This is a genomic window from Avibacterium endocarditidis (assembly GCF_965138825.1).
In the GTDB taxonomy this organism is placed as follows: domain Bacteria; phylum Pseudomonadota; class Gammaproteobacteria; order Enterobacterales; family Pasteurellaceae; genus Avibacterium; species Avibacterium endocarditidis.
On the sequence record NZ_CBCSDH010000010.1, the window covers coordinates 14868 to 36443 of the forward strand.

Consider the following 21576-nt stretch of genomic DNA (forward strand, 5'->3'; position numbering starts at 1 on the left):
ACCACCTTAAATAGATAATTTCTCAACGCGTTTGCCGCCGTAAAGTAAATTTACCAGCATTCGAGTTCCTGTAATCGCAGTAAACATTGAGATCGCAACCCCTAATGAAAGGGTGATCGCAAAGCCTTTAATTGGCCCTGTTCCCACCGCATAAAGCACGATAGAAGTTAAAATTGTGGTTAAGTTAGCATCAAAAATACTGCTAAATGCCCCGCTATAGCCTTCGTTAATGGCTTGTTGAATGCTTCGTCCGTTACGAATTTCTTCTTTAATCCGCTCAAAAATCAACACGTTCGCGTCCACAGACATTCCCACCGAAAGAATAATCCCTGCAATCCCCGGCATTGTGAGCGTTGCTCCCGGAATTAACGACATCAAACCAACAAGTAAAACCATATTGGCAAGCAGTGCCATACTTGCAAATAAGCCGAACACTTTATAATAAATCAGCATAAAGACCACAGTAATGGCTAAGCCCCAAAGCCCTGCTTGCAAGCCTTGTTCCACATTTTGCGCACCGAGTGATGGCCCGACTGTACGTTCTTCCACAATTTGGATTGGTGCTGTTAATGCGCCAGAACGTAATAACACAGAAAGATTAAGCGCTTCATTTGGGCTATCAATCCCAGTAATTTGGAATTGGCTACCAAAACGTCCTTGAATGGTTGCAATATTGATCACTTCTTCGTGTTTAGCGAGAACTGTTTTGCCATTTTCATCTTTTTTGCCGCTGTCTTTATATTCAACATATAAAGTTGCCATCGGCTTTTTCAGATTCATTTTGGTGGTTTGCGACATCATATCGCCACCTTCGCTATCCAAGGTTACACTTACTTGTGGCGTACCTGAATTTTGATCAACCCCTGATGACGCATTGACAATATGTTCCCCCCCTAATACCGCACGTTTGTACAACACCACAGGGCGACCATTACGATCAAATTTCACTTCAGAATCTGAAGGCACCATTCCACGCATTGCCGCATCAACATTGGCGTTTTGATTCACTAAACGAAACTCAAGAGTGGCTGTTGCACCTAAAATTTCTTTTGCACGCGCAGTATCTTGAACGCCCGGCAATTCCACCACAATACGCTCTGCGCCTTGGCGTTGAATCACTGGTTCAGAAACACCTAATTCTTCCACACGGCGGCGTAAAATACTCAAGTTTTGCTCAATGGCGTGATCGCGCGCTTCATTTAACGCAGCATCAGATAAGGTTAAAGAAAGCGTGTTATTAGAAATTTCACGAATATCTAAATTGGGGTGCGCTTGACGCAATAAGCGCTGAACAGCTGAAAGCTGATCTGGATTTTTTAGGGTAACCACAGTGCTATGATTTTCCCCTGCGCGAATATTGGTATATTGATATTTCGCTTTACGCAATTCGCCTAATAAACTGTCTTGCAACTGCTCTTGACGTTTCGCCAGCGCAGTATTCATATCCACTTCCATTAAAAAGCGTACACCACCACGCAAGTCCAAGCCCCATTTCATTGGCGAACCACCAATATCAGAAAGCCATTTTGGCGTAGCAGGCGCAAGGTTAAGCGCGACCGAATAGCCATTGCCTAATTTTTCGCTGATTTTATCTTTGGCAAGCAGCTGATCATCAGTGTTATTAAAACGAGCAAGAATTGAACCGTTTTCTAATTTAATGGATTTTGTAGTGAGATGATTTTCGTTAAGAAGCGTTTGCACATTGCTAAGAGTCGTTGTGTTGGCTTCTTGTCCACGAGTTCCTGAAATTTGAACGGCAGGATCTTCACCGTAAAGATTTGGGAGAGAATATAAAACACCAATGGCGACCACAAGGGTCACCATTATATTCTTCCATAAAGGGTAACGATTTAACATAACTTTCCAGTTCCCTTGCGGAAATAGTTAATAATTAAAGGCTTTTTAATGAACCTTTTGGTAACACAGAAACAATGAAATCACGTTTAATGGTAATTTCTGTGCTGTCATTTAAGGCAAGAACAACGTAATCGCTTTCTGCCCCAATTTTGGTGATTTTACCGATAATACCACCTGAAGTAAGAACTTCCGTGCCTTTCGCTAACTCAGCCATTAATTGCTTATGCGCTTTATTGCGTTTTGCTTGTGGACGATAAATCATAAAATAGAAAATCAATCCGAACAGAACGAAAATAAATAACATTGACATTGGGCTACCTTGTTGAGCTTCCATCTTTAATCCTTTTTGTTAGTTAATGAAAATGTAGGACGTTAAAATAGCACAAAAACCCTTTATTGACAAAGCGCTTTTGCAAAAGTGCGGTGATTTATGTCAAGGTTTTCACAACAAAAATTTGAGCAAAAAGCACCTCACTTTCTCTTTCTTAGAAAAGATAAAACCTGCCAAAATGCAGGTTTTATTTTATGCGTTAATTTAGTTTTTTCGGCGCGCTGCCATCACTTTTCCCATCGCACTTAATTCTTCTTGTGGGATATGGATTTTGCCAAGTTCAAATAAAGGTTCTTCAATGGCAATATGGCTGTCGTAACCAGCAATAAATTGTGCAATAAGCGGTGTGGGAATTTGTGTAATTTCGCCTTTTAGCAAGGCTTCCAACTGCACAGACAAAGCTGCCCAATTTTGATGCAAAGTTTCGTGTTGGCTTTCTAAGCGTTCCACATCGGCTTTGGCTTGTGGGCAGTATTTTAGCAATGCTGGGAAAAAATCCTTTTCTTCATCATCGTGGTGCAATGGCGCGGCAATATTGAAATAATTCAAAATTTGCTGCACATCTTTTTGCACCGCTTGAATGTTGCCATTTTTCTCCAAATAGCTAGGCAAAATATTCAGCTGACGGCAGAACATTTTCACTTTGCCGTGGCAGGCGTAAAGCATTTCAATCGGCTCATTCCAGCTGGCAAATTGTTGCGGTTGAAGATTAAGCATTTTGTTCACCTTGTGGATTAGAAGATTGTGCATTAGCAGCTTGTGCGTTTTGTTGCACTTCACTTTGCAATGGCGGAACAGGCTTGCCAATGCGTGCATAGAAATCTTGCACAAATTGTTCAAAGCTATCGTTCTCAATGGCTTCACGAATTTGAGCCATTAAGCGTTGATAATAACGTAAATTGTGAATGGTGTTTAACCTTGCGCCTAAAATTTCACCGCACTTATCTAAATGATAAAGGTAGGCTTTGGTGTAATTTTTACAGGTGTAACAATCACATTCTGGATCAAGCGGGCTGGTATCATCACGGTATTTCGCATTACGAATTTTCACAATGCCGTCTGTAACAAATAAATGCCCGTTGCGTGCGTTACGCGTTGGCATTACGCAATCGAACATATCAATTCCACGGCGCACGCCTTCCACCAAATCTTCAGGCTTGCCTACGCCCATTAAATAACGCGGTTTATCCGCTGGCAGTTGTGGGCAAACATATTCTAAAATACGGTGCATATCTTCTTTTGGCTCACCCACGGCTAGCCCTCCTACGGCATAGCCGTCAAAGCCGATATTCACCAAGCCCTCAAGGGAAACTTTACGCAACTCTTCATAAACGCCCCCTTGCACAATGCCAAACAAGGCATTTTTATTGCCCAGTTCATCAAAACGATCACGGCTGCGCTTGGCCCAACGGAGCGACATTTCCATTGATTTTTTCGCATAATCAAAGGTGGCTGGATAAGGCGTACATTCATCAAAGATCATCACGATGTCAGAACCCAGATCATATTGAATTTCCATTGATTTTTCAGGGGAAAGGAAAATACGTTCGCCATTAATAGGATTTTGGAATTTCACCCCTTCTTCAGTAATTTTGCGTAATTTACCTAGGCTGAACACTTGGAAGCCGCCACTATCCGTTAAAATTGGGCGATGCCAGTTCATAAAATCGTGTAAATCGCCGTGTTTACGCATAATTTCTTGCCCAGGGCGTAACCAAAGGTGAAAGGTGTTGCCAAGCAAAATTTCTGCCCCAGTGGCACGCACTTCTTCTGGTGTCATTCCTTTTACCGTGCCGTAAGTGCCGACAGGCATAAAGGCCGGGGTTTGCACTTCAAATTCCCCTTGTGGGCGTTGGAAAGTCATTGTGCCACGGCGTGCCGTGCCATCAGTTTTATGAAGTTTAAATTTCATTGTCATTATGTTTCCTTTTCGAATAAACAGTTCGAGGGTTAATTAATAGGCATTAGCGATTAATCTAAGCCCGTTACATTAGGATTTTTCGTAATAAACATCGCATCGCCATAACTGAAAAAACGGTAGCCATTTTGCACCGCACTTTCATAGGCTTGCATCGTGTGCTTGTATCCTGCAAAGGCAGAAACTAGCATAATCAGCGTACTTTCTGGTAAATGGAAATTGGTGATTAAGGCGTCCACCACAAGGAATTTTTTACCTGGGTAAAGAAAGATGGACGTATCAGAAAAATACGGCGCAAGTAGTTGCCCACTCTGGTTTTCTTGGCTAAATAACGCCGCACTTTCAATGGAGCGCACGGAGGTTGTTCCCACGGCAATCACACGCTTGCCGTTGGCTTTGGTGCGCAAAATGGCGTCCACCGTTTCCTGCGGCACTTCCACATATTCCGCGTGCATTTTGTGATCTTCAATATTTTCTACCCGCACAGGCTGGAATGTACCCGCGCCAACGTGCAAAGTAACAAAGGCAAAATTCACGCCTTTTGCTTTCAGCTTTTCCAATAATTCATTATCAAAATGCAAGCCCGCAGTGGGTGCCGCCACCGCGCCCGGTACTTTGTTATAGACCGTTTGATAGCGTTCTTTGTCAGCATCTTCATCGGGGCGATCAATATAAGGTGGCAGTGGCATATGGCCGATTTGTTGCAGCACGTCTAAAAGTGCAGTGCTTTTTTCTGCCATTTCTAGCTCAAATAAAGTATCGTGGCGAGCTTTCATAATCATTTTTATGCCCTTGCCTTCGCCTAATTTATCTTCGCCGAGAAACAGCTCCGCCCCTTCTTTCGGCGCTTTGGAAGAACGAATATGCGCAAGAAAACGATCTTCCGACAAAATTCGTTCCACCAACACCTCAACCTTACCGCCGCTAGCTTTGCGTCCGTACATTCTTGCTGGGATCACTCGGGTGTTATTAAAAATCAATAGATCCCCCTCGTTGATCAAATCCACCACATCGGCAAAAGTGCGGTGAAAAAGTTCACCATTTTCACCGTTAAGCTGTAATAAACGGCTGGCGCTGCGATCCGCTTTGGGATAGCGTGCGATCAACGCATCGGGTAAATCAAAATAAAAATCTGAAACACGCATAATTCTTTTTATTAAAATAAGGGTAAACTGGGATTAGTTGGCGTAGTCTATTGAGATTTTGTGGATTGTACAAGGAAAATGTGAGAGTAGGGCATTTTTAGAAAACCAAAGGGCTGATTATTCAGCCCTTGGATTTAAATTTATTATCGTTGTTGATTGTAGCTTTTCTCTGCCTCATCAAATTTTTCAGCTACATCTTTGGCAACTGGTGAGAAAATTGATGAGGTTAGGGTAACGAAAGAACAAGCTAAGAAGCCTGGGATAATTTCGTATAAGTTGGCGATGTCTTTCCAGTTTAGTGCGGTCATTAGCGGTTTCCACGCCACAACTGTTACGGCACCGGCTAACATTCCCCATAACGCGGCGTTGGAGGTGATGTTTCGGTTAAATAGGGAAAGGATCACCAATGGCCCAAATGATGCGCCAAAGCCAGCCCAAGCGTAGGATACCAAGCCCATTACTTTAGAATTCGGATCTTGTGCGATAGCAATGGCAACAATGGCGATAAGTAATACCATCACGCGGCCAACCCAAACTAATTCCGTGCTTGAGGCATTTTTGCGTAAGAAACCGTGGTAGAAATCTTCGGTAATGGCAGCAGAACACATTAAGAATTGTGCCGATAGGGTACTCATAATCGCCGCTAAAATGGCAGATAGCACAATACCCACGATCCAAGGATTAAAAATCGCTTTGGAAATTTCAATGAACACCGATTCGGCGGAATCCAAAGCAATGCCTTTTACTTCAAAATAAGCCAAACCGAAATAGCCCACGGCACAAGCACCGCCTAAGCAGAGGATCATCCAAGTGATCCCGATTGTGCGGGCTTTATCTAAGGCTTGTACTGAACTGGCTGCCATAAAACGGGCTAAAATATGCGGTTGTCCGAAGTAGCCTAATCCCCAAGAAAGGGCCGAAATCACGCCAATACCTGATACGTTGTAAAGCCAGTTAGAATAAGGAATTCCCGTTTGTTGTGATTTAGCTTCTAGGGCAAGGGTAATTTCTTCCCAGCTAATGTTAAGCAGCACAATAACAGGGGCGAGCAATAAAGCAAAAATCATCAATGAGGCTTGAATAGTATCGCTCCAAGAAATCGCTAAATAGCCACCAATAAAGGTGTAAGCAATGGTTGCCACCGCACCAAAAATCAAGGCGGTAGTGTAATCAATGCCTAATAAGCTTTGGAATAATTTTGCCCCAGCTACCACACCAGATGCACAATAAATAGTGAAGAAAAACAAGATCACTGAAGAAGAAAGAATTTTCAGCGATTTTGCTCGTTTTGGAAATCGCATAGCAAAATATTCAGGCAAGGTGAGTGCATTGCCATAATGTTCCGTGAAAACCCGTAAACGCCCTGCCACAATGCGGTAATTTAGATATGCCCCGACAGTTAAGCCCACGGCAATCCAGGCTTCTGACAAGCCGGTAAGGAAAATCGCACCGGGCAAGCCAAGTAGCAACCAACCAGACATATCTGATGCGCCCGCCGACATTGCGGTAACAAAGCTCCCCATTTTTCGGCCGCCTAAAATGTAATCGTTAAAATTTTTGGTGGAAATATAGGCGTAAATCCCAATCCCTAAAATGATAACAAGATACAGTCCAAAAGCTGTGTAGATTTGATAATTCTGCATACTTTCTCCCTATAAAATTATTGTTCTTCAATGGCCATTAGGGTGGCGTTGCCCCCTGCGGCAGAAATATTCTCACTGCGTGAAAATTCGTTATATAGCAAGGTCAAATCCTGATTGACTGTCCAATCGTATAAACAGAAAATCGCAGGATTATTCTGCGCAAAGCGCTGACGTGTTTGGGTATCGATCGGCGATACAAACACCGCTTTTTGCAAATGCTGTCCTTCTTTTAGGATTTGTAGATGTGGTAATTGATAGCTCAGCAGCGGATTATCTTTTTCTACAACAACATTAAATCCTGCTTGTTGTAACCGCTGATAAGCCGCAGTTAAACGAGCGTGATCTTGACCGAGTAATAAAACAGAAGTGGTTTTATAATCAATGCTATTTAATTCCCCTGTAATACTAGGCAATACTTTGTTTTTTGCAAGTATAGATGAATAATATTGTGATGTTTTGGTTAAACGTTGAACATAAAGCTCGCCGCCTGCTTTCGGCCCTGTGCCAGATAAACCGTGTCCACCGAACGGTTGCACGCCAACTACCGCGCCCACAATATTACGGTTAATGTAGAAATTGCCACATTCTAAATGCTGTTGCACAAAGGCAACATTTTTGCTGATGCGGCTATGACAGCCCCCTGTTAAGGCATAGCCTTTGGCATTGATTTTTTGCAGATAATCCCCCAATTCCGCTTTTTTATAGCGAACAAAGTGCAGAATCGGCCCGAATACTTCACGATTAATTTGATCTAAAGAATCCACTTCATAAATGGCTGGCGCGACAAAATGCCCTGAAGTTGGCGAATCCAATTCAAAATATCGGCGAGAAAACGACCGCACTTGTGTTTGGTAATTGATTAAATTAGCTTTTGCTTCTTCATCGATCACGGGCCCAATATCCGTATTGAGCAGCTCTGGATTGCCAATCACTAATTCTTTCATTGCTTCGGTGATCATTTGGTATAAACGATCCGCAATGTCTTCTTGCACTAATAAAATACGCAAGGCAGAACAGCGTTGGCCTGCGGAATCAAAGGCGGAACTTAGTACATCGGTAATCACTTGTTCTAATAAAGCGGAAGAATCTACCACCATTGTGTTTAAACCGCCGGTTTCAGCAATCAGCACTGGCTGATCTTCTCGTTGTACAAGCTGTTTATTGATTAAATGTGCCACTTCCGTTGAGCCTGTGAACATTACTGCATTAAAGGGTTGAGCCACTAACGCTGCACCTAAATCCCCAGCCCCTAAGGTGAGTTGCAAGGCTTCTTGCGGCACGCCTGCTTGATGTAATAATTTCACCGCATAATAAGCAATGAGCGAGGTTTGCTCAGCAGGTTTTGCAATCACATTATTGCCCGCTGCCAAGGCTGCGGCAATTTGCCCAGTGAAAATTGCCAGTGGGAAATTCCAAGGAGAAATACACAGCACGTTGCCTAGTGGTGGTGCGAGGGCTTTTTTGCTGTCTAATAAGCGGATTTGTTCCGCGTAATAACGCAAGAAATCCACCGCTTCACGCAGTTCCCCAATGGCATTGGGTAAGGTTTTTCCTGCTTCTTCAATGGCAAGACGTAGCAACAAGCCAGTATTTTCTTGATAAAAATCTGCCGCTCTTTCTAAAATTGCTGCACGCTCTTCCACAGATTTTTCTTGCCAAGCACTTGATTGGGTTGCATTAAATACCACAGGCACATCATCTGGCGACATAAAAGTGGAAGTTGGCAGAGGTTGTGCCGTATCTGCTGGTTTGCGACCTTGATAACGTTGTGCTGCTTGCACAGGCACAGCACAAAGGGATTGCACGTCCGCATATTCTGCTTGATTTAATTGCTGTTGCAATTCCGCCAGTTGGATTTCATCACTTAAATTAAAGCCTTGGGAATTACGGCGATGGGGGAAAAGATCCGCCGGTAATTTAATGGCTTTATTTGGCGCACCGTTAAAACGAGCAAATTTTTTCCACGGTGCTTCAATCAGTTCATTAACAGAAATATTGTTATCCACTAATTGATGCACGAAAGAGGAGTTTGCGCCGTTTTCTAGCAATCGGCGTACAAGGTAGGCGAGTAGGGTTTCATAGGTTCCCACCGGCGCATATACCCGCACACGGCGATTAAATTGATGTTCACCAACCACGTTATCGTAAAGGGTTTCGCCCATTCCGTGCAGACATTGAAACTCAAATTCTTTGCCTTTACCCAGTTCCGCAATGGTGGCTAGGGTTTGCACATTATGCGTTGCAAATTGCGGATAAATGGCATCTTGCGCATCTAATAATTTTTTCGCACAGCTAATATAAGAAATATCCGTATGCACTTTGCGTGTATAAACAGGGAAGCCTTGCACGCCTTCGGTTTGCGCCCATTTAATTTCGCTATCCCAATACGCGCCTTTCACCAAACGTACCATCATTTTGCGCTGATAACGGCGATTTAACGCAATAATATAATCCAATACATAAGGACAGCGTTTTGAATAGGCCTGCACCACAAAGCCGATACCATTAAAGCCAGCAAGATCAGGATCTTGTAATAATTTTTCGAGCAGATCTAAAGAAATTTCAAGGCGTGCCATTTCTTCTGCATCAATGTTCAAACTAATGTTATATTGTTTTGCCAAAACAAAAAGCTGTTTTAAACGCGGATAGATTTCGCTCATTAAACGATCTTGTTGTGAACGAGAATAACGCGGGTGGATAGCCGATAATTTCACTGATACGCCATTTGCATCATATAAGGCTCGCCCTGCGGATTGTTTACCCACGGCGTGAATGGCGTCCACATAATCCTGTAAATATCTGTCGGCATCTTCCATTGTCATTGCGGCTTCGCCGAGCATATCAAAGGAAAAACAATAGCCCATTTTTTCTCTTGCCGTAATATTTTTTAGGGCTTTTTCCATTGTTTCGCCAGTAACAAATTGCTCGCCTAAAATCCCCATTGCTTTTTCAATGGCTTTTTTCATCACTGGTGCGGAAAGGCGAGAGAAACTTTTCATCAACGCAGAAGAAAGCGCTTCTTCATCTAAACTGGCGCTGATTTTATTGCCGAGCATTAAGCCTAGGCTTGCGGCGTTGGTAAATAGCGAGCCTGATTTTTTCAAATGGGATTGCCAGTTACCCTGTTGAAGCTTATCGTTGATTAAATCATAACGGGTTTGCGCATCGGGAATACGCAACAAGGCTTCCGCCAAGCACATCAAGGCAATGCCTTCATCACAGCCTAAAGAAAACTCGTGCATCAAGGCATCAACGCTATAATGTTTCTGTTTTTTACTACGGATTTTGCCGATTAATTCTCGGGCGACTTGTTCAATGGAAGATTCTTGCTGTGGTGTGAAATCTAAGGTTTGGACTAATTGACTTACTGCGGCTTGTTCAGGGCAATCATAATGCTCGCTGATAATTTTACGAAGTTCGGGTTCTACACTGGGGAGAGGAGAGTATTGATAGTTCATAAGATGCTCCATATAAAATTTTGCTTTATTTGTTAATGGAATGTTAAGGATTGTAATGAAATTTTGAAAAGAGAAAATATGAAATGTTGAGAAATGTGATGAAGTTCAAAAAATAGCCTTTAACATAGCAATATTATTTGCCCAGAAACACCATAAAACAAAAGTGCGGTGCTTTTTTGGCGAGTTTTTATGGAAATTAGGTGAAAAAAAAAGCCCTTCAAGGAAGGGCTGAAAATATTTGGAGTCATACTTTTTAGGGTATGGCGGTATTATACAAGGAAAAATGTAATTTGCAACATTTTATTAACAAATATGTAATAATTCATTAAAGTTTAAATCAAGCCAAGAAAAAGGCGAGCTAACTCGCTCGCCAACTGAAGTGATTATTTGCTTTCTGCGTGCGGATTGCGCGTGTTGGCGTTCACCAAGTTTCGCATTAGCAAGGCATAATCTAAATCCAAATCTTCTGGTACATCTAAGAAAACAAAATGCCCGTCCCCTAGCGCCGCTTCTACTTCTTCCCCTTTGCGATTTAGCATACGCTCAATTTTGAACACGATATTGCCTTTTGGTGTCATTAATTCCACTTCGTCACCAAGTAAGAATTTATTTTTTACCGCCACTTCGGCCAAGCCATCTTTACGCACACCAGTAAATTCACCGACAAATTGCTGACGCTCAGAAATGCTATAACCATAGTCATAGTTTTGGTATTCATCGTGCGTATGGCGGCGTAAAAAGCCCTCGGTATAGCCACGGTGCGCAAGGCTTTCAAGGGTATCCATTAAGCTTTCATCAAATGGTTTACCTGCGGCGGCATCATCAATGGCCTTGCGGTAAACCTGTGCGGTTCTTGCACAATAGTAGAAAGATTTGGTGCGCCCTTCAATTTTTAGTGAATGAACCCCAATTTGTGTAAGTTTTTCAACGTGTTGCACGGCGCGTAGATCTTTTGAGTTCATAATATAAGTGCCGTGTTCGTCTTCAAAGGCAGACATTTTTTCTTCTGGACGCTGGCTTTCTGCAAGTAAGAAGACTTTGTCCGTAGTTTGCCCCTCGCCCAAGGTTGGCGCTGGCGCGACATTCTTCACAGGAATTTCATTGCCAACAATGTTGCCCACGTCGTCTTCCTTGCCTTCTTCCACTGAATATTCCCAACGGCACGCATTGGTGCAAGTGCCTTGGTTTGGATCGCGCTTGTTGATGTAACCTGAAAGCAAGCAACGCCCCGAATAGGCCATACATAATGCACCGTGGACGAAAATTTCAATTTCCATATCTGGCACTTGTTGGCGAATTTCAGCAATTTCATCAATAGAAAGTTCGCGGGATAAAATCACGCGGGTTAGCCCCATTTGTTTCCAAAACTTCACCGTTGCCCAGTTCACGGCATTGGCTTGCACAGAAAGGTGAATATCAATATCAGGGAAATGTTCACGCACAAGCATAATCAACCCTGGGTCAGACATAATTAAGGCATCGGGCTTCATTTCCACCACAGGCTGAAGATCTTTAATAAAGGTTTTTAATTTGGAATTGTGCGGTGCAATATTCACCACCACATAGAATTTTTTGCCTAGCGCGTGCGCTTCATCAATCCCAATTTTCAAATTAGCGTGGTTAAATTCATTGTTGCGCACACGCAAGCTATAACGTGGCTGCCCTGCATAAACAGCATCAGCGCCATAAGCAAAGGCATAGCGCATATTTTTTAACGAACCTGCGGGTGAAAGCAGTTCGGGTTTGAATGTGGTTGTCATAAATTTCTCTTTGTGTCTGATTACAAGTCAGGCATTCACTCAAGGTAAATGCGTAAAGGCGGTTATTGTAGGGGGATTTTGCGATTTGTAAAGTAAAGAGAGAAAAAGTGCGGTGGAAATTTTGTTAATTTTTTCACCGCACTTAATAAGAGCAATTATTGTTGTTCTGGGGCTAAATTTTCCCCATTGGTTGGAGGGAATATTTCGCCATTAATCCAAGTTTGCTCCCCTTCTTTTTTTATTTCAATGGTGTAATTATCGCCATTTTCTTTTAAATAAGGATTAAGTTGCCCTTCAGGATTGACCCAATCATTAATTAATAACCACGAAGTTGAGTTTTTACCTTTCAATAAATTCTCTTTAAATAATTTATTGGCAAAGGCGAAAGAAAGCTCAATGTTTGTATTTTTCCATTTTTCTAATAATAAAGCGAAAGATCTTTTATCTTTTTGATCTTCTAATATCCCTGATTTTAAGCTGAGTTTTCCTTCAAATGGGGTTGGCGATGTAGAAGGGTAGGTATCTATTTCACCATTTATTGTTGCCTGTTCAATATTAATAGCGATATTTTTAATCGGCTGATAAATGATTAAGTCAGTATAATCATTGACACTAAGATATTTAGTGCAAGCTGCTTGATAGATAAGGTTATTACAAATATTTAAAGGAATAATTGAACCTACATTTGTTGCTGTAAATGGAAGGCTGATTTTCCCATTTTTTAATTGGAACTGATCTTTTTTATTCACATAGCTTGCTAGGGTAAGCTCAATGTTCTCATTATCTTGCTTATCTTCAGAAATAGCGCCACTTGCTCCAATTTCTATTCCTTTAAGTTCGGTATTATCACCTAAAGTCAATTCATCTATTTTAAATAGCATCTCTTGGGATTGATTATAATCCTGTGAAAGCGTTTTTAAGTGGGTAATAAAGGTATTTTTCTCTTTTTCTAATGAGGCATTTTCTTGCTCTTTTTCTGATGGTTTGATTTTCGAAAAAATCTGAATATTTGATTTTAACAATTCAAGTTGCGTGGCAAGATTCACATTTTTATTATTACCTTCAAATTGTATCCCTTTGATTTGAAAAGGTGTGTCTTCTCCTTTGCTTTGACTAGATTTTAATGCGAAAGCATAGCTACTTTGTACTTGTGATAAGTCAGAAAAATTTCCTTTGAAGGAAGAAGAGAAGTTATCAAAAGAAACCTCTTTATCTCTTTCTTTATGTGCTAAGGTTAATTTTTCAAAATTAAAGCTAACTTCACTTTCTTTATTTTTAAATAGTAAGTCCAAAGACTGATTGATAATTTCCGCCGTGTTTAGCTCATTTTTATTGTTGAGCAGGTGAAATAATTTTGCATAGCTAAGTTGATTTGGAATGTCTTTTTGAGCAATTTGGAATGCTACATTTTTTAACTGAATTGCAGCGTGTTTAGGATTTTTATCTTTAATAGTTATCCCATCAGTGTTTATTTTTGTGCTTAAGTTGTAATTGCTGCCAGATAAAGATTTATCTAAATTATAATCTAATTTTTGTAGTTTGATATTTGTATTATCCCCATTTAAGAAATAAATATCACCGTCTTTAAGTTGAACGGATACATTTTCAATATCATATTGATTATCATCAATAGGGATAAGTATGGCATTTGCCGTTAAATCGTTAATTTTTGAGTTTGCATCATAATTAAAGCCAGATAAATGGCTTTGAATTTCCATTAGATGACTTTTAGGTTCAAAATTTAGCTCTATTACTAAAGATTGTGATTTGTTAGCGAGATCGCGAAATTGGGTATCAATATTTGATTGGAAATAATCCCCAATAACAGAAAATTTACTGGTGATATTATTTTTATCAATAGTAACTTTAAAATTTTTATTTAATTCTTTTACAAAACTTGGGATAAGGGCAGAATCTGCAAGCACCGCAAAAGGAAGTGCAGTGAGTTTTGTTTGAATAATTTCGCTAGATGTATTGGATTCATCATTAGAAAGTTTGAGAATGAGCTCGCGACTGAAGAAATTTTTCTTTTGCTCAACCACGTCCAACTGAAATTTATTTTGCAGGGAATAAGGGAATTTTTGCAGAATTTGATCAATTTTATGATTGGTGTAAATTTGTGCGCCTAAAGCTAATGTGGCAGCAATCAAGGATAGTGAACCAACAATTTTTACTTTTTTATTCATAGACTTTCCTAACTTTAGGGATTGATTTTTCAGAAGTATAGCGGATTTATAAGCGAGCGATAAGAGCTTTGCTATGAATTTGTTTCATAAAATAATGAAATTTTTTGAAATTGACACAGCTCCCTTTTATCTTTAATGTTATAGCCGTACAGCAGTCTAAACGGATAAAAATACAGAGGAAGAAGCCTATGAGCTATGCAAAAGAAATTGATACATTAAACAACCACTTATCAGGCATTAACGGCAACATCAACGTGTCTTTTGAGTTTTTCCCACCAAAAAATGAAAATATGGAAAAAATTCTGTGGGATTCCATTCATCGTTTAAAAGTGCTAAAACCGAAATTCGTTTCCGTCACCTATGGGGCAAATTCAGGGGAGCGTGATCGCACCCACAGCGTGGTGAAACATATTAAGCAAGAAACAGGCTTGGAAGCAGCTCCACACTTAACAGGAATTGACGCCACGCCAGAAGAACTGAAAAAAATTGCCCAAGATTATTGGGATAGCGGTATTCGCCGCATTGTGGCATTGCGCGGTGATGAGCCTGCTGGATATGACAAAAAACCTTTCTATGCGTCAGATTTAGTGGAATTATTACGTTCTGTGGCTGATTTTGATATTTCCGTGGCGGCATACCCTGAAGTACACCCCGAAGCAAAATCTGCTCAAGCGGATTTAATCAATTTAAAACGTAAAATTGATGCCGGTGCAAATCATGTTATTACTCAATTTTTCTTTGATATTGACAGCTATTTACGCTTCCGAGATCGTTGCGCTTCTATCGGTATTGATGCCGAGATTGTGCCGGGGATCTTGCCTGTTACTAATTTCAAACAGTTGCAAAAAATGGCTGAGATTACCAATGTGAAAATTCCAGCGTGGATGGCAAAAATGTATGAAGGATTGGAGAATGACCAAACCACTAGAAACCTTGTTGCGGCGAGCATCGCAATGGATATGGTGCGCGTGCTTTCTCGTGAAGGGGTGAAGGATTTCCATTTCTATACGCTCAACCGCAGCGAACTCACTTACGCCATTTGCCACACACTTGGCGTGCGTCCAGAATAATTCATTAAACAAAAATGGGGGAGAGCCCCATTTTTTGCTTTCGATATAAAATTTTCTAAAAAAGCACCGCACTTTATTTTCCTACTATCTTTTGCGATTTACGGCTAATTATGCTATTTTTCTGCAAATTTTATTTAAAAGGAAACGTAATGAAAAAATCAGCTTTATCAATCGGATTAATTGCCATTCTGGGCGGCGCTTGGTGCGGTGGTGCGTGGTACACAGGAAAAATCGCCGAACAAAAATATATCGACTACATTCAATTAAGCAATCAGCATTTACAACAATCTTTCGCTGATACTGGCTATTCCGTACAAATTAAAGATGCGATTTTAGATCGTGGTTTTTTTAGTTCTGATGTACGTTATCAGCTTGAAATAAAAGGCGAAGAATTAAACGGAACGATTCCTTTTGTGGGGAAAATTCACCACGGACCTATCACTTTAAATGACTTTTCTTTTGCGCTATTTTCTGCGGATACAGAAGTAGAAAAAACGCAAGATACCCAAGCCTATTTCGCTGCCAATGGCAAAAATCCATTAAGAACCGTAACAACAATGAGCTATGGGCAAGAGATTAAAGGGAAAGTTTATTCCGATGTAGCTCATAAAACAGATGATCAAATTGAAATGGCTTGGAATTTAGACGGAAAATTTGACGTTGATCAGCAGGGCTATGGAAAATCTGAAATTGATGTAAGTAAGTTTTCTTTAATTATTAATGATAAGGATCGTTTACTTATAGAAAATTTAAAAGGTAAAGGATACATTTTACCAACGCAATGGAAAAATATTTATCAAGGTGATACAGATGTTTCAATTGAAAAAATATCCTTGCACAAAGCTGAAAATAATCTCGATCTTGTGTTAGATAACATTGATATTGAAAATAAAATCAATGAGAAAAATGGCTTTATTGATACGAACTTTGATTATACTGTCAAAAATATCTTAGTTGATAATAAAGTGCTTACGGGATTAAAATTCAAAGGTGCAGTAAATCATATTTTAGGCGATGCGGTAAATCGCTTAAATGAACTTGATGAAAGTGATTTCAATAATGATAAGGTTCTTAGCCAAATACAAAAAGAAATTTTAGCCAACCAACCTGTGCTAGATATTGATAAACTTGAGCTTTTCAATGATAAAGGCAAAGCTTTTGATGCTGAAGTAAAAATTGCTTTAAGCCAAGCGTTTCAGAGTGCATTAGAAAATGAAAAAGTTTTCGATGCCTTCGATAGCTTTAAAATCAGTGCGGAATCAGAGAAAAAAGCGTTAGTTCAATTCGTTAAAAATATATTTGCAATAAACCCAAGAACGCAACAGGTATCAGAGCAAGAAGTTGAAAATATAGTTGAGCAATATCTCACAGAAATGGGAAGCAATAATTTCCTTATGTTAAAAGATGATAAAGCTAACTTTAAAATCTTGTTGGATAAAGATAAGCAAAAATTAATTTTTAACAATCAAGAAATGTCAGAAAATGATATGAAAATGGCAATTATGCTATTGATGATGGCTTACTAATATCATTTTAATTAACTTTCAAGCCACTTAACGAATAATTAAGTGGCTTTATTTTCGGCAAAAATAACTTATCAAATTTGAATAAATTCTATTTTAAGAAAAATTCTTAATTTTTCCCTTGACAGTATGTTGAAATAACGTTAGAAAAATAACATCTCATTAACAAACGAGGGTTATGTATGCTAACTTTTTCCTTAACCAGTGAACGCTCTCTTCTTTGTTCTTTACCGCCGCCTGCAGAGCTACCAAAGCAACAACGTATTTGGCTTGTTGCAGAGCAAATGCGTCAGCAGCCCAATGTGCAAGAAGTGGTGGTGGGAATGAATAATTTCACCCTGTTTTATCATTTTGACACAAATCCCACCGCACTTGAGCAACAAGTCTTACATTATTGGCAACAAAGCGAACAGCAAACAGAAACACGCCAAAGCCGATTAATTGAAATCCCTGTGCATTATGGCGGTGAATTTGGCGAAGATTTATTTGATGTAGCGAAATTTCATCACACCACGCCCGAAGAAATTATCCGCCGCCACACCGCCCCCACTTACACCGTTTTTATGATGGGCTTTCAACCGGGTTTTCCTTATTTAGGCGGTTTACCTGAAAATTTACACACACCAAGACGAGAACAGCCCAGAACCAAAGTTCCCGCAGGTTCAGTGGGCATTGGTGGCAGCCAAACTGGCGTTTATCCATTCACCTCCCCAGGGGGCTGGCAATTACTTGGCAGAACGGAAATGCCATTATTTGATATTCGCCAAGAGCCGCCGGTGTTGTTAATGGCTGGCGATAACGTAAAATTTGTGGCGGAGAGTATAACCCTATGATTTATATTGAAAATATGTATGGCTTCGCCCATATCCAAGATTTAGGACGTTTTGGCTTTCGCAATTTTGGCATTGGACACGCAGGGGCAATGGACGCCTTAGCATTACAGGCGGGTAACCTTTTATTGGCAAACGAGCCTGATACCCCAGCCATTGAAGCGACGCTAGGCGGTTTTAGCCTAACTTTCGATTGTGATACGCCTTTTTGTTTCACCGGTGGATTATGTGAAGCCTACCTTGATGACCAACCAATTTATGCTTATTGGCGATACACGGCAAAAGCACGCCAACGTTTAACGGTTAAACGGATCACAATGGGAAATTACCTTTATCTTTGTGTAGCAGGCGGTTTTAATGTACCGAAAGTGCTAGGTTCTTGCAGCACCGATCTCAAAGCAGGATTTGGTGGTTATCAAGGGCGATTATTGCGTGCTGGAGATAACATAGCCACAGGCAAACGCGACACATTCCTTTCTACGATCAGCATTGAACCTATTGATTTTACCAATAAAATTCATCTCGTGCCGTCCTCCGAATTTGACCATTTCACCGCACAAAGTCAGCAAGTTTTCCAAAACCAGCCTTGGCGATTAGAAAAAAATAGCAGTCGAATGGGCTATCGTTTTAGCGGAGAACAAAAACTTAATCTCACTCAACCATTGGAAATGCTTTCTTACGCCGCACCAATGGGAACGGTGCAAGTGCCACCAGACGGAATGCCGATTATTTTAATGGCGGACACGCAAACTACGGGCGGTTATCCAAAAATAGCTTGTGTGATCGAAGCGGATCTCGGACGTTTAGCACAAAATGCGTTAGAAAGTGCGGTACATTTTTCTGTGATTTCTCATCATGAAGCACGTGAACGTTATCAACAAAACCAAGATTATTTAGCTCGCATAAGGAGAAAAGTAAATGAAACACGTTGATTTAAATGTGGATTTAGCAGAGGGCTGCGGTAATGATCAACGCTTATTGCAACTTGTCACTTCAGCAAATGTCGCTTGCGGTTTACACGCAGGGGCTTTCAACGAAATGCGAAAAGCCATTCGTTGGGCAAAAGAGAACCAAGTACAAGTGGGCGCACACCCAAGTTTTCCTGATCGCGAAAATTTTGGTCGCACCAATATGCAACTGCCTGATGAAGAATTGAAAGCCTGCCTGCTCTATCAACTCGGTGCAATCAAAGCCCTTTGCGAAGCGGAAGCTGTGCCACTGGCTTATGTGAAACCACACGGTGCGTTATATAACCAAGCGGCAAAAGATGAAGCACTTGCCACACTGATCGCACAAACCCTAAAAGCCTTTGATCCTAAACTGAAATTAATGGGCTTATCGGGCAGTTTAATGTTGCAAGTGGCGGAACAACAGGGCTTAGGGGTGATTTCAGAAGTCTTCGCTGATCGCCATTATCTTGCAGACGGCTCATTAGTGCCGCGTACCCGCCCTGATGCAATGGTAGAAAATGATGATGAAGCCATCAGCCAAGTACTGCAAATGGTGCTACAAGGCACTGTGCCAAGCGTTGATGGCGTAGAAGTGCCAATTAAAGCGGATAGCATTTGTTTACACGGTGATGGTGAACACGCGATTTCTTTTGCTGAAAAAATTCGTCAGGCTTTGATGGAACATAATATTCAACTGAAATCAAATTAAACATAACATCAATTAATAACAAAAAATATACAGGAGTATTTTATGATTAAAAACCGCAGTGCATTACTGGGGGCGGCGTTCTTAATGGCAACGTCAGCCATTGGCCCGGGCTTTTTAACGCAAACCGCTACGTTCACTCAAACTTTATTCGCCAGCTTTGGCTTTGTGATTTTACTTTCCATTTTGTTGGATATTGGTGCACAGCTAAATATTTGGCGAATTGTCGCCGTATCGGAAAAAAAGGCACAAGACATTGCAAATGCGGTTTTACCCGGAGCGGGCTATTTTCTTGCCGTATTGATCGTTATGGGCGGGCTTGCTTTTAATATTGGTAATGTTGGCGGTGCGGGGTTAGGGCTAAATATCCTAACCGGCTTGCCAGCAGAAACGGGGGCGATTATCAGTGGTGCGATTGCTGTTGGTATTTTCTTGTTTAAAGAAGCAGGAAAAATAATGGATCGCTTTGCACAAGTGATGGGCTTTGTGATGATCGCACTGACCATTTATGTGGCAGTGAATGCGAATCCGCCCGTTGCTGATGCGGTGGTACATACTTTTGTGCCAGAAAAATTAGATGTGATTGCGATTGTGACCCTTGTTGGTGGAACCGTTGGGGGGTACATCACCTTTGCTGGGGCGCATCGTCTATTAGATGCCGGAATTACAGGAAAAGATTCGTTGAAAGAGGTGAGTAAAAGCTCTATTTCAGCCATTCTTATCGCCTCAATTATGCGTGTCGTGCTGTTCCTTGCCGTGCTTGGTGTGGTTTCTCAAGGGGTAAAACTTGATCCTGCCAACCCAGCAGCAACGCCATTTTCTCACGTTGCAGGAAATATCGGGTTGATTATTTTTGGAATTGTGATTTGGGCGGCATCAATTACTTCTGTGATCGGCGCGGCTTACACCTCTGTGTCTTTCTTAACTACCTTCTCCCCATTTATTGCTAAGCATAGAAATTGCTGGATTATTGTATTTATTGTGATTTCCACTGCCGTGCTTGCAACCATTGGAAAACCTGCACAAGTGCTTGTTTTTGTAGGAACATTAAATGGATTAATTCTTCCAATTTCACTGGGATTAATTTTACTTGCGGCACATCGTAGTAAAATTGTTGGGGACTACAAACACCCTGCTTGGATGACTGCGGCGGGGGCATTGGTGGTCATTTTAATGGCGGTGTTAAGCATTATGACTTTATCAAAATATATTGGTAATTTAATGGCTTAATCATTTTTATTCATAGAAAAAGTGCGGTGATTTTTCACCGCACTTTTTTTGTTGCTGTATTTTTGTTTTCACTGTTTTCGCTTTTTCATTATTTTTCGTTTTTAGAATTTCTCTTTCCAATAACCAATCCATTCTTTCAGCGCTTGCATATTAGCGGGCATTGCACTGGCTTGTGGGATAAAGTGCATTGGCGTTAAGCCATAACTTTCAGGCGTAACGCCATTGCCTACGCTTGCAGGAAGAACGCTAAATCCTTGTTTTTCAAATAAGAATTTTGCGCGTTGCATATGCCATTGGTTGGTGACCAAAATAATACGCTGGATATGCTCTTTTTCTAATAACGCCTTAGTAAATTGGGCATTTTCAATGGTGGTTTTCGCTTTTTCTTCTAGCCATTGAGTTGGCGTATGGAAAAACTCTTGCAGCTCTTTTGCCATTATTTTGGCTTCAGAATTGCCATTAGGCGTTCCACCAGTAATCAAAATCGGCAGCTGAGTTTCTCTATGTAAATAAGCCGCATAACGCAAACGTTCAAGGGGGATTGCAGGCACAGCAAGGCTACCAAATAATTCGTTACTATCACGCAAACCGCCACCTAGCACCACAATTGCCTGCGCCGTTTTATAATCGGCAAGGCTGAGCGGTGTTTGTTTTGCTAGGCTATCTTGCAATTTTTGTGCAGTGTAAGGAATGCTGAACACATACAAAATGACAACGCCTAAAAGACCGCAAGCAAAACTCAGTTTTTTATATTGTTTCTTCGCAAAAAATAAAGAAAAAATCCATAAAATCAAGACATTAAATGGCGGAAGAATGATCGCTGCAATAAGTTTGGTGAGTAAATACATAAATAATTTTGAGCTAGACAACGTGCCGCTTAGCATAAAGGGCTTGTAATCTTTTGTAAAGATACTCAATCCTTTTGGAACTATGGGGCATTCTGTTTTAAAATAGCCCTTTTACGCTGAT

The 21576-nt window shown here is 40.8% G+C and carries 16 protein-coding genes; 6 read left to right on the forward strand and 10 right to left on the reverse strand.

Annotated features, from left to right (window positions below):
- Window positions 1–6 precede the first annotated feature (6 nt).
- The 9 genes from secD to ACNAV8_RS07140 form a co-directional block, all read right to left on the reverse strand.
- Window positions 7–1857 (reverse strand): protein translocase subunit SecD, encoded by a 1851-nt coding sequence (secD, locus tag ACNAV8_RS07100; protein WP_103855539.1) that lies wholly within the window; start codon window positions 1855–1857, stop codon window positions 7–9.
- A 34-nt stretch (window positions 1858–1891) separates the two neighbouring features.
- Window positions 1892–2191 (reverse strand): preprotein translocase subunit YajC, encoded by a 300-nt coding sequence (gene yajC, locus ACNAV8_RS07105; protein WP_103852637.1) that lies wholly within the window; start codon window positions 2189–2191, stop codon window positions 1892–1894.
- Window positions 2192–2392: 201 nt separating this feature from the next.
- A complete protein-coding gene (locus ACNAV8_RS07110; RefSeq protein ID WP_415777449.1) occupies window positions 2393–2905 on the reverse strand; it encodes a hemerythrin domain-containing protein in 513 nt (170 codons plus the stop codon).
- Window positions 2898–4100 (reverse strand): tRNA guanosine(34) transglycosylase Tgt, encoded by a 1203-nt coding sequence (gene tgt / locus ACNAV8_RS07115; protein WP_103855553.1) that lies wholly within the window; start codon window positions 4098–4100, stop codon window positions 2898–2900. The genes ACNAV8_RS07110 and tgt overlap by 8 nt, the downstream gene beginning before the upstream one ends.
- 59 nt (window positions 4101–4159) lie before the next feature.
- Complete coding sequence (queA, locus tag ACNAV8_RS07120) at window positions 4160–5251, reverse strand: tRNA preQ1(34) S-adenosylmethionine ribosyltransferase-isomerase QueA (RefSeq protein ID WP_103855540.1); 1092 nt, start codon at window positions 5249–5251, stop codon at window positions 4160–4162.
- Window positions 5252–5394: 143 nt separating this feature from the next.
- A complete protein-coding gene (gene putP / locus ACNAV8_RS07125; RefSeq protein WP_415777450.1) occupies window positions 5395–6894 on the reverse strand; it encodes a sodium/proline symporter PutP in 1500 nt (499 codons plus the stop codon).
- A 17-nt stretch (window positions 6895–6911) separates the two neighbouring features.
- On the reverse strand, window positions 6912–10352 hold the full coding sequence (putA, locus tag ACNAV8_RS07130) for a bifunctional proline dehydrogenase/L-glutamate gamma-semialdehyde dehydrogenase PutA (RefSeq protein ID WP_415777451.1): 3441 nt from the start codon (window positions 10350–10352) through the stop codon (window positions 6912–6914).
- A 383-nt stretch (window positions 10353–10735) separates the two neighbouring features.
- Entirely contained in the window at window positions 10736–12112 is a 1377-nt protein-coding gene (trhP, locus tag ACNAV8_RS07135; protein WP_415777452.1) for a prephenate-dependent tRNA uridine(34) hydroxylase TrhP, read from the reverse strand.
- Window positions 12113–12267: 155 nt separating this feature from the next.
- Window positions 12268–14298: a hypothetical protein gene (locus ACNAV8_RS07140; protein WP_415777453.1), complete on the reverse strand. Its 2031-nt coding sequence runs from the start codon at window positions 14296–14298 to the stop codon at window positions 12268–12270.
- Between the two features lie 188 nt (window positions 14299–14486).
- On the opposite strand from ACNAV8_RS07140, the gene metF reads away from it, so the two are divergent.
- The 6 genes from metF (at window position 14487) to ACNAV8_RS07170 (ending at window position 20607) form a co-directional block, all read left to right on the forward strand.
- Window positions 14487–15368 (forward strand): methylenetetrahydrofolate reductase, encoded by an 882-nt coding sequence (gene metF / locus ACNAV8_RS07145; protein ID WP_103855547.1) that lies wholly within the window; start codon window positions 14487–14489, stop codon window positions 15366–15368.
- 149 nt (window positions 15369–15517) lie between these two features.
- The gene (locus ACNAV8_RS07150; protein ID WP_181022036.1) at window positions 15518–16894 is read left to right on the forward strand and encodes a YdgA family protein; all 1377 of its coding nucleotides are present in this window, start codon (window positions 15518–15520) and stop codon (window positions 16892–16894) included.
- A 179-nt stretch (window positions 16895–17073) separates the two neighbouring features.
- Complete coding sequence (gene pxpB / locus ACNAV8_RS07155) at window positions 17074–17724, forward strand: 5-oxoprolinase subunit PxpB (RefSeq protein ID WP_103855549.1); 651 nt, start codon at window positions 17074–17076, stop codon at window positions 17722–17724.
- A complete protein-coding gene (locus ACNAV8_RS07160; protein ID WP_103855550.1) occupies window positions 17721–18653 on the forward strand; it encodes a 5-oxoprolinase subunit C family protein in 933 nt (310 codons plus the stop codon). Before pxpB ends, ACNAV8_RS07160 begins: the two co-directional genes overlap by 4 nt.
- Entirely contained in the window at window positions 18640–19380 is a 741-nt protein-coding gene (gene pxpA, locus ACNAV8_RS07165; protein ID WP_103855551.1) for a 5-oxoprolinase subunit PxpA, read from the forward strand. The genes ACNAV8_RS07160 and pxpA overlap by 14 nt, the downstream gene beginning before the upstream one ends.
- A 42-nt stretch (window positions 19381–19422) precedes the next feature.
- Window positions 19423–20607 (forward strand): NRAMP family divalent metal transporter, encoded by a 1185-nt coding sequence (locus tag ACNAV8_RS07170; protein ID WP_415777454.1) that lies wholly within the window; start codon window positions 19423–19425, stop codon window positions 20605–20607.
- Window positions 20608–20708: 101 nt separating this feature from the next.
- Here the strand turns inward: ACNAV8_RS07170 and ACNAV8_RS07175 are convergent, their stop codons facing one another.
- On the reverse strand, window positions 20709–21455 hold the full coding sequence (locus ACNAV8_RS07175) for a YdcF family protein (RefSeq protein ID WP_415777479.1): 747 nt from the start codon (window positions 21453–21455) through the stop codon (window positions 20709–20711).
- Window positions 21456–21576: the final 121 nt, after the last annotated feature.

Bases quoted from the DNA above. Each gene is read 5' to 3' on its own strand.
- tgt (WP_103855553.1), bottom strand. From the start codon at position 4,100: ATGAAATTTAAACTTCATAAAACTGATGGCACGGCACGCCGTGGCACA.
- ACNAV8_RS07140 (WP_415777453.1), bottom strand. From the start codon at position 14,298: ATGAATAAAAAAGTAAAAATTGTTGGTTCACTATCCTTGATTGCTGCC.
- ACNAV8_RS07170 (WP_415777454.1), top strand. From the start codon at position 19,423: ATGATTAAAAACCGCAGTGCATTACTGGGGGCGGCGTTCTTAATGGCA.
- pxpB (WP_103855549.1), top strand. From the start codon at position 17,074: ATGCTAACTTTTTCCTTAACCAGTGAACGCTCTCTTCTTTGTTCTTTA.
- metF (WP_103855547.1), top strand. From the start codon at position 14,487: ATGAGCTATGCAAAAGAAATTGATACATTAAACAACCACTTATCAGGC.
- putA (WP_415777451.1), bottom strand. From the start codon at position 10,352: ATGAACTATCAATACTCTCCTCTCCCCAGTGTAGAACCCGAACTTCGT.
- yajC (WP_103852637.1), bottom strand. From the start codon at position 2,191: ATGGAAGCTCAACAAGGTAGCCCAATGTCAATGTTATTTATTTTCGTT.
- secD (WP_103855539.1), bottom strand. From the start codon at position 1,857: ATGTTAAATCGTTACCCTTTATGGAAGAATATAATGGTGACCCTTGTG.
- queA (WP_103855540.1), bottom strand. From the start codon at position 5,251: ATGCGTGTTTCAGATTTTTATTTTGATTTACCCGATGCGTTGATCGCA.
- ACNAV8_RS07175 (WP_415777479.1), bottom strand. From the start codon at position 21,455: ATGTATTTACTCACCAAACTTATTGCAGCGATCATTCTTCCGCCATTT.
- ACNAV8_RS07160 (WP_103855550.1), top strand. From the start codon at position 17,721: ATGATTTATATTGAAAATATGTATGGCTTCGCCCATATCCAAGATTTA.
- trhP (WP_415777452.1), bottom strand. From the start codon at position 12,112: ATGACAACCACATTCAAACCCGAACTGCTTTCACCCGCAGGTTCGTTA.
- putP (WP_415777450.1), bottom strand. From the start codon at position 6,894: ATGCAGAATTATCAAATCTACACAGCTTTTGGACTGTATCTTGTTATC.
- pxpA (WP_103855551.1), top strand. From the start codon at position 18,640: ATGAAACACGTTGATTTAAATGTGGATTTAGCAGAGGGCTGCGGTAAT.
- ACNAV8_RS07110 (WP_415777449.1), bottom strand. From the start codon at position 2,905: ATGCTTAATCTTCAACCGCAACAATTTGCCAGCTGGAATGAGCCGATT.
- ACNAV8_RS07150 (WP_181022036.1), top strand. From the start codon at position 15,518: ATGAAAAAATCAGCTTTATCAATCGGATTAATTGCCATTCTGGGCGGC.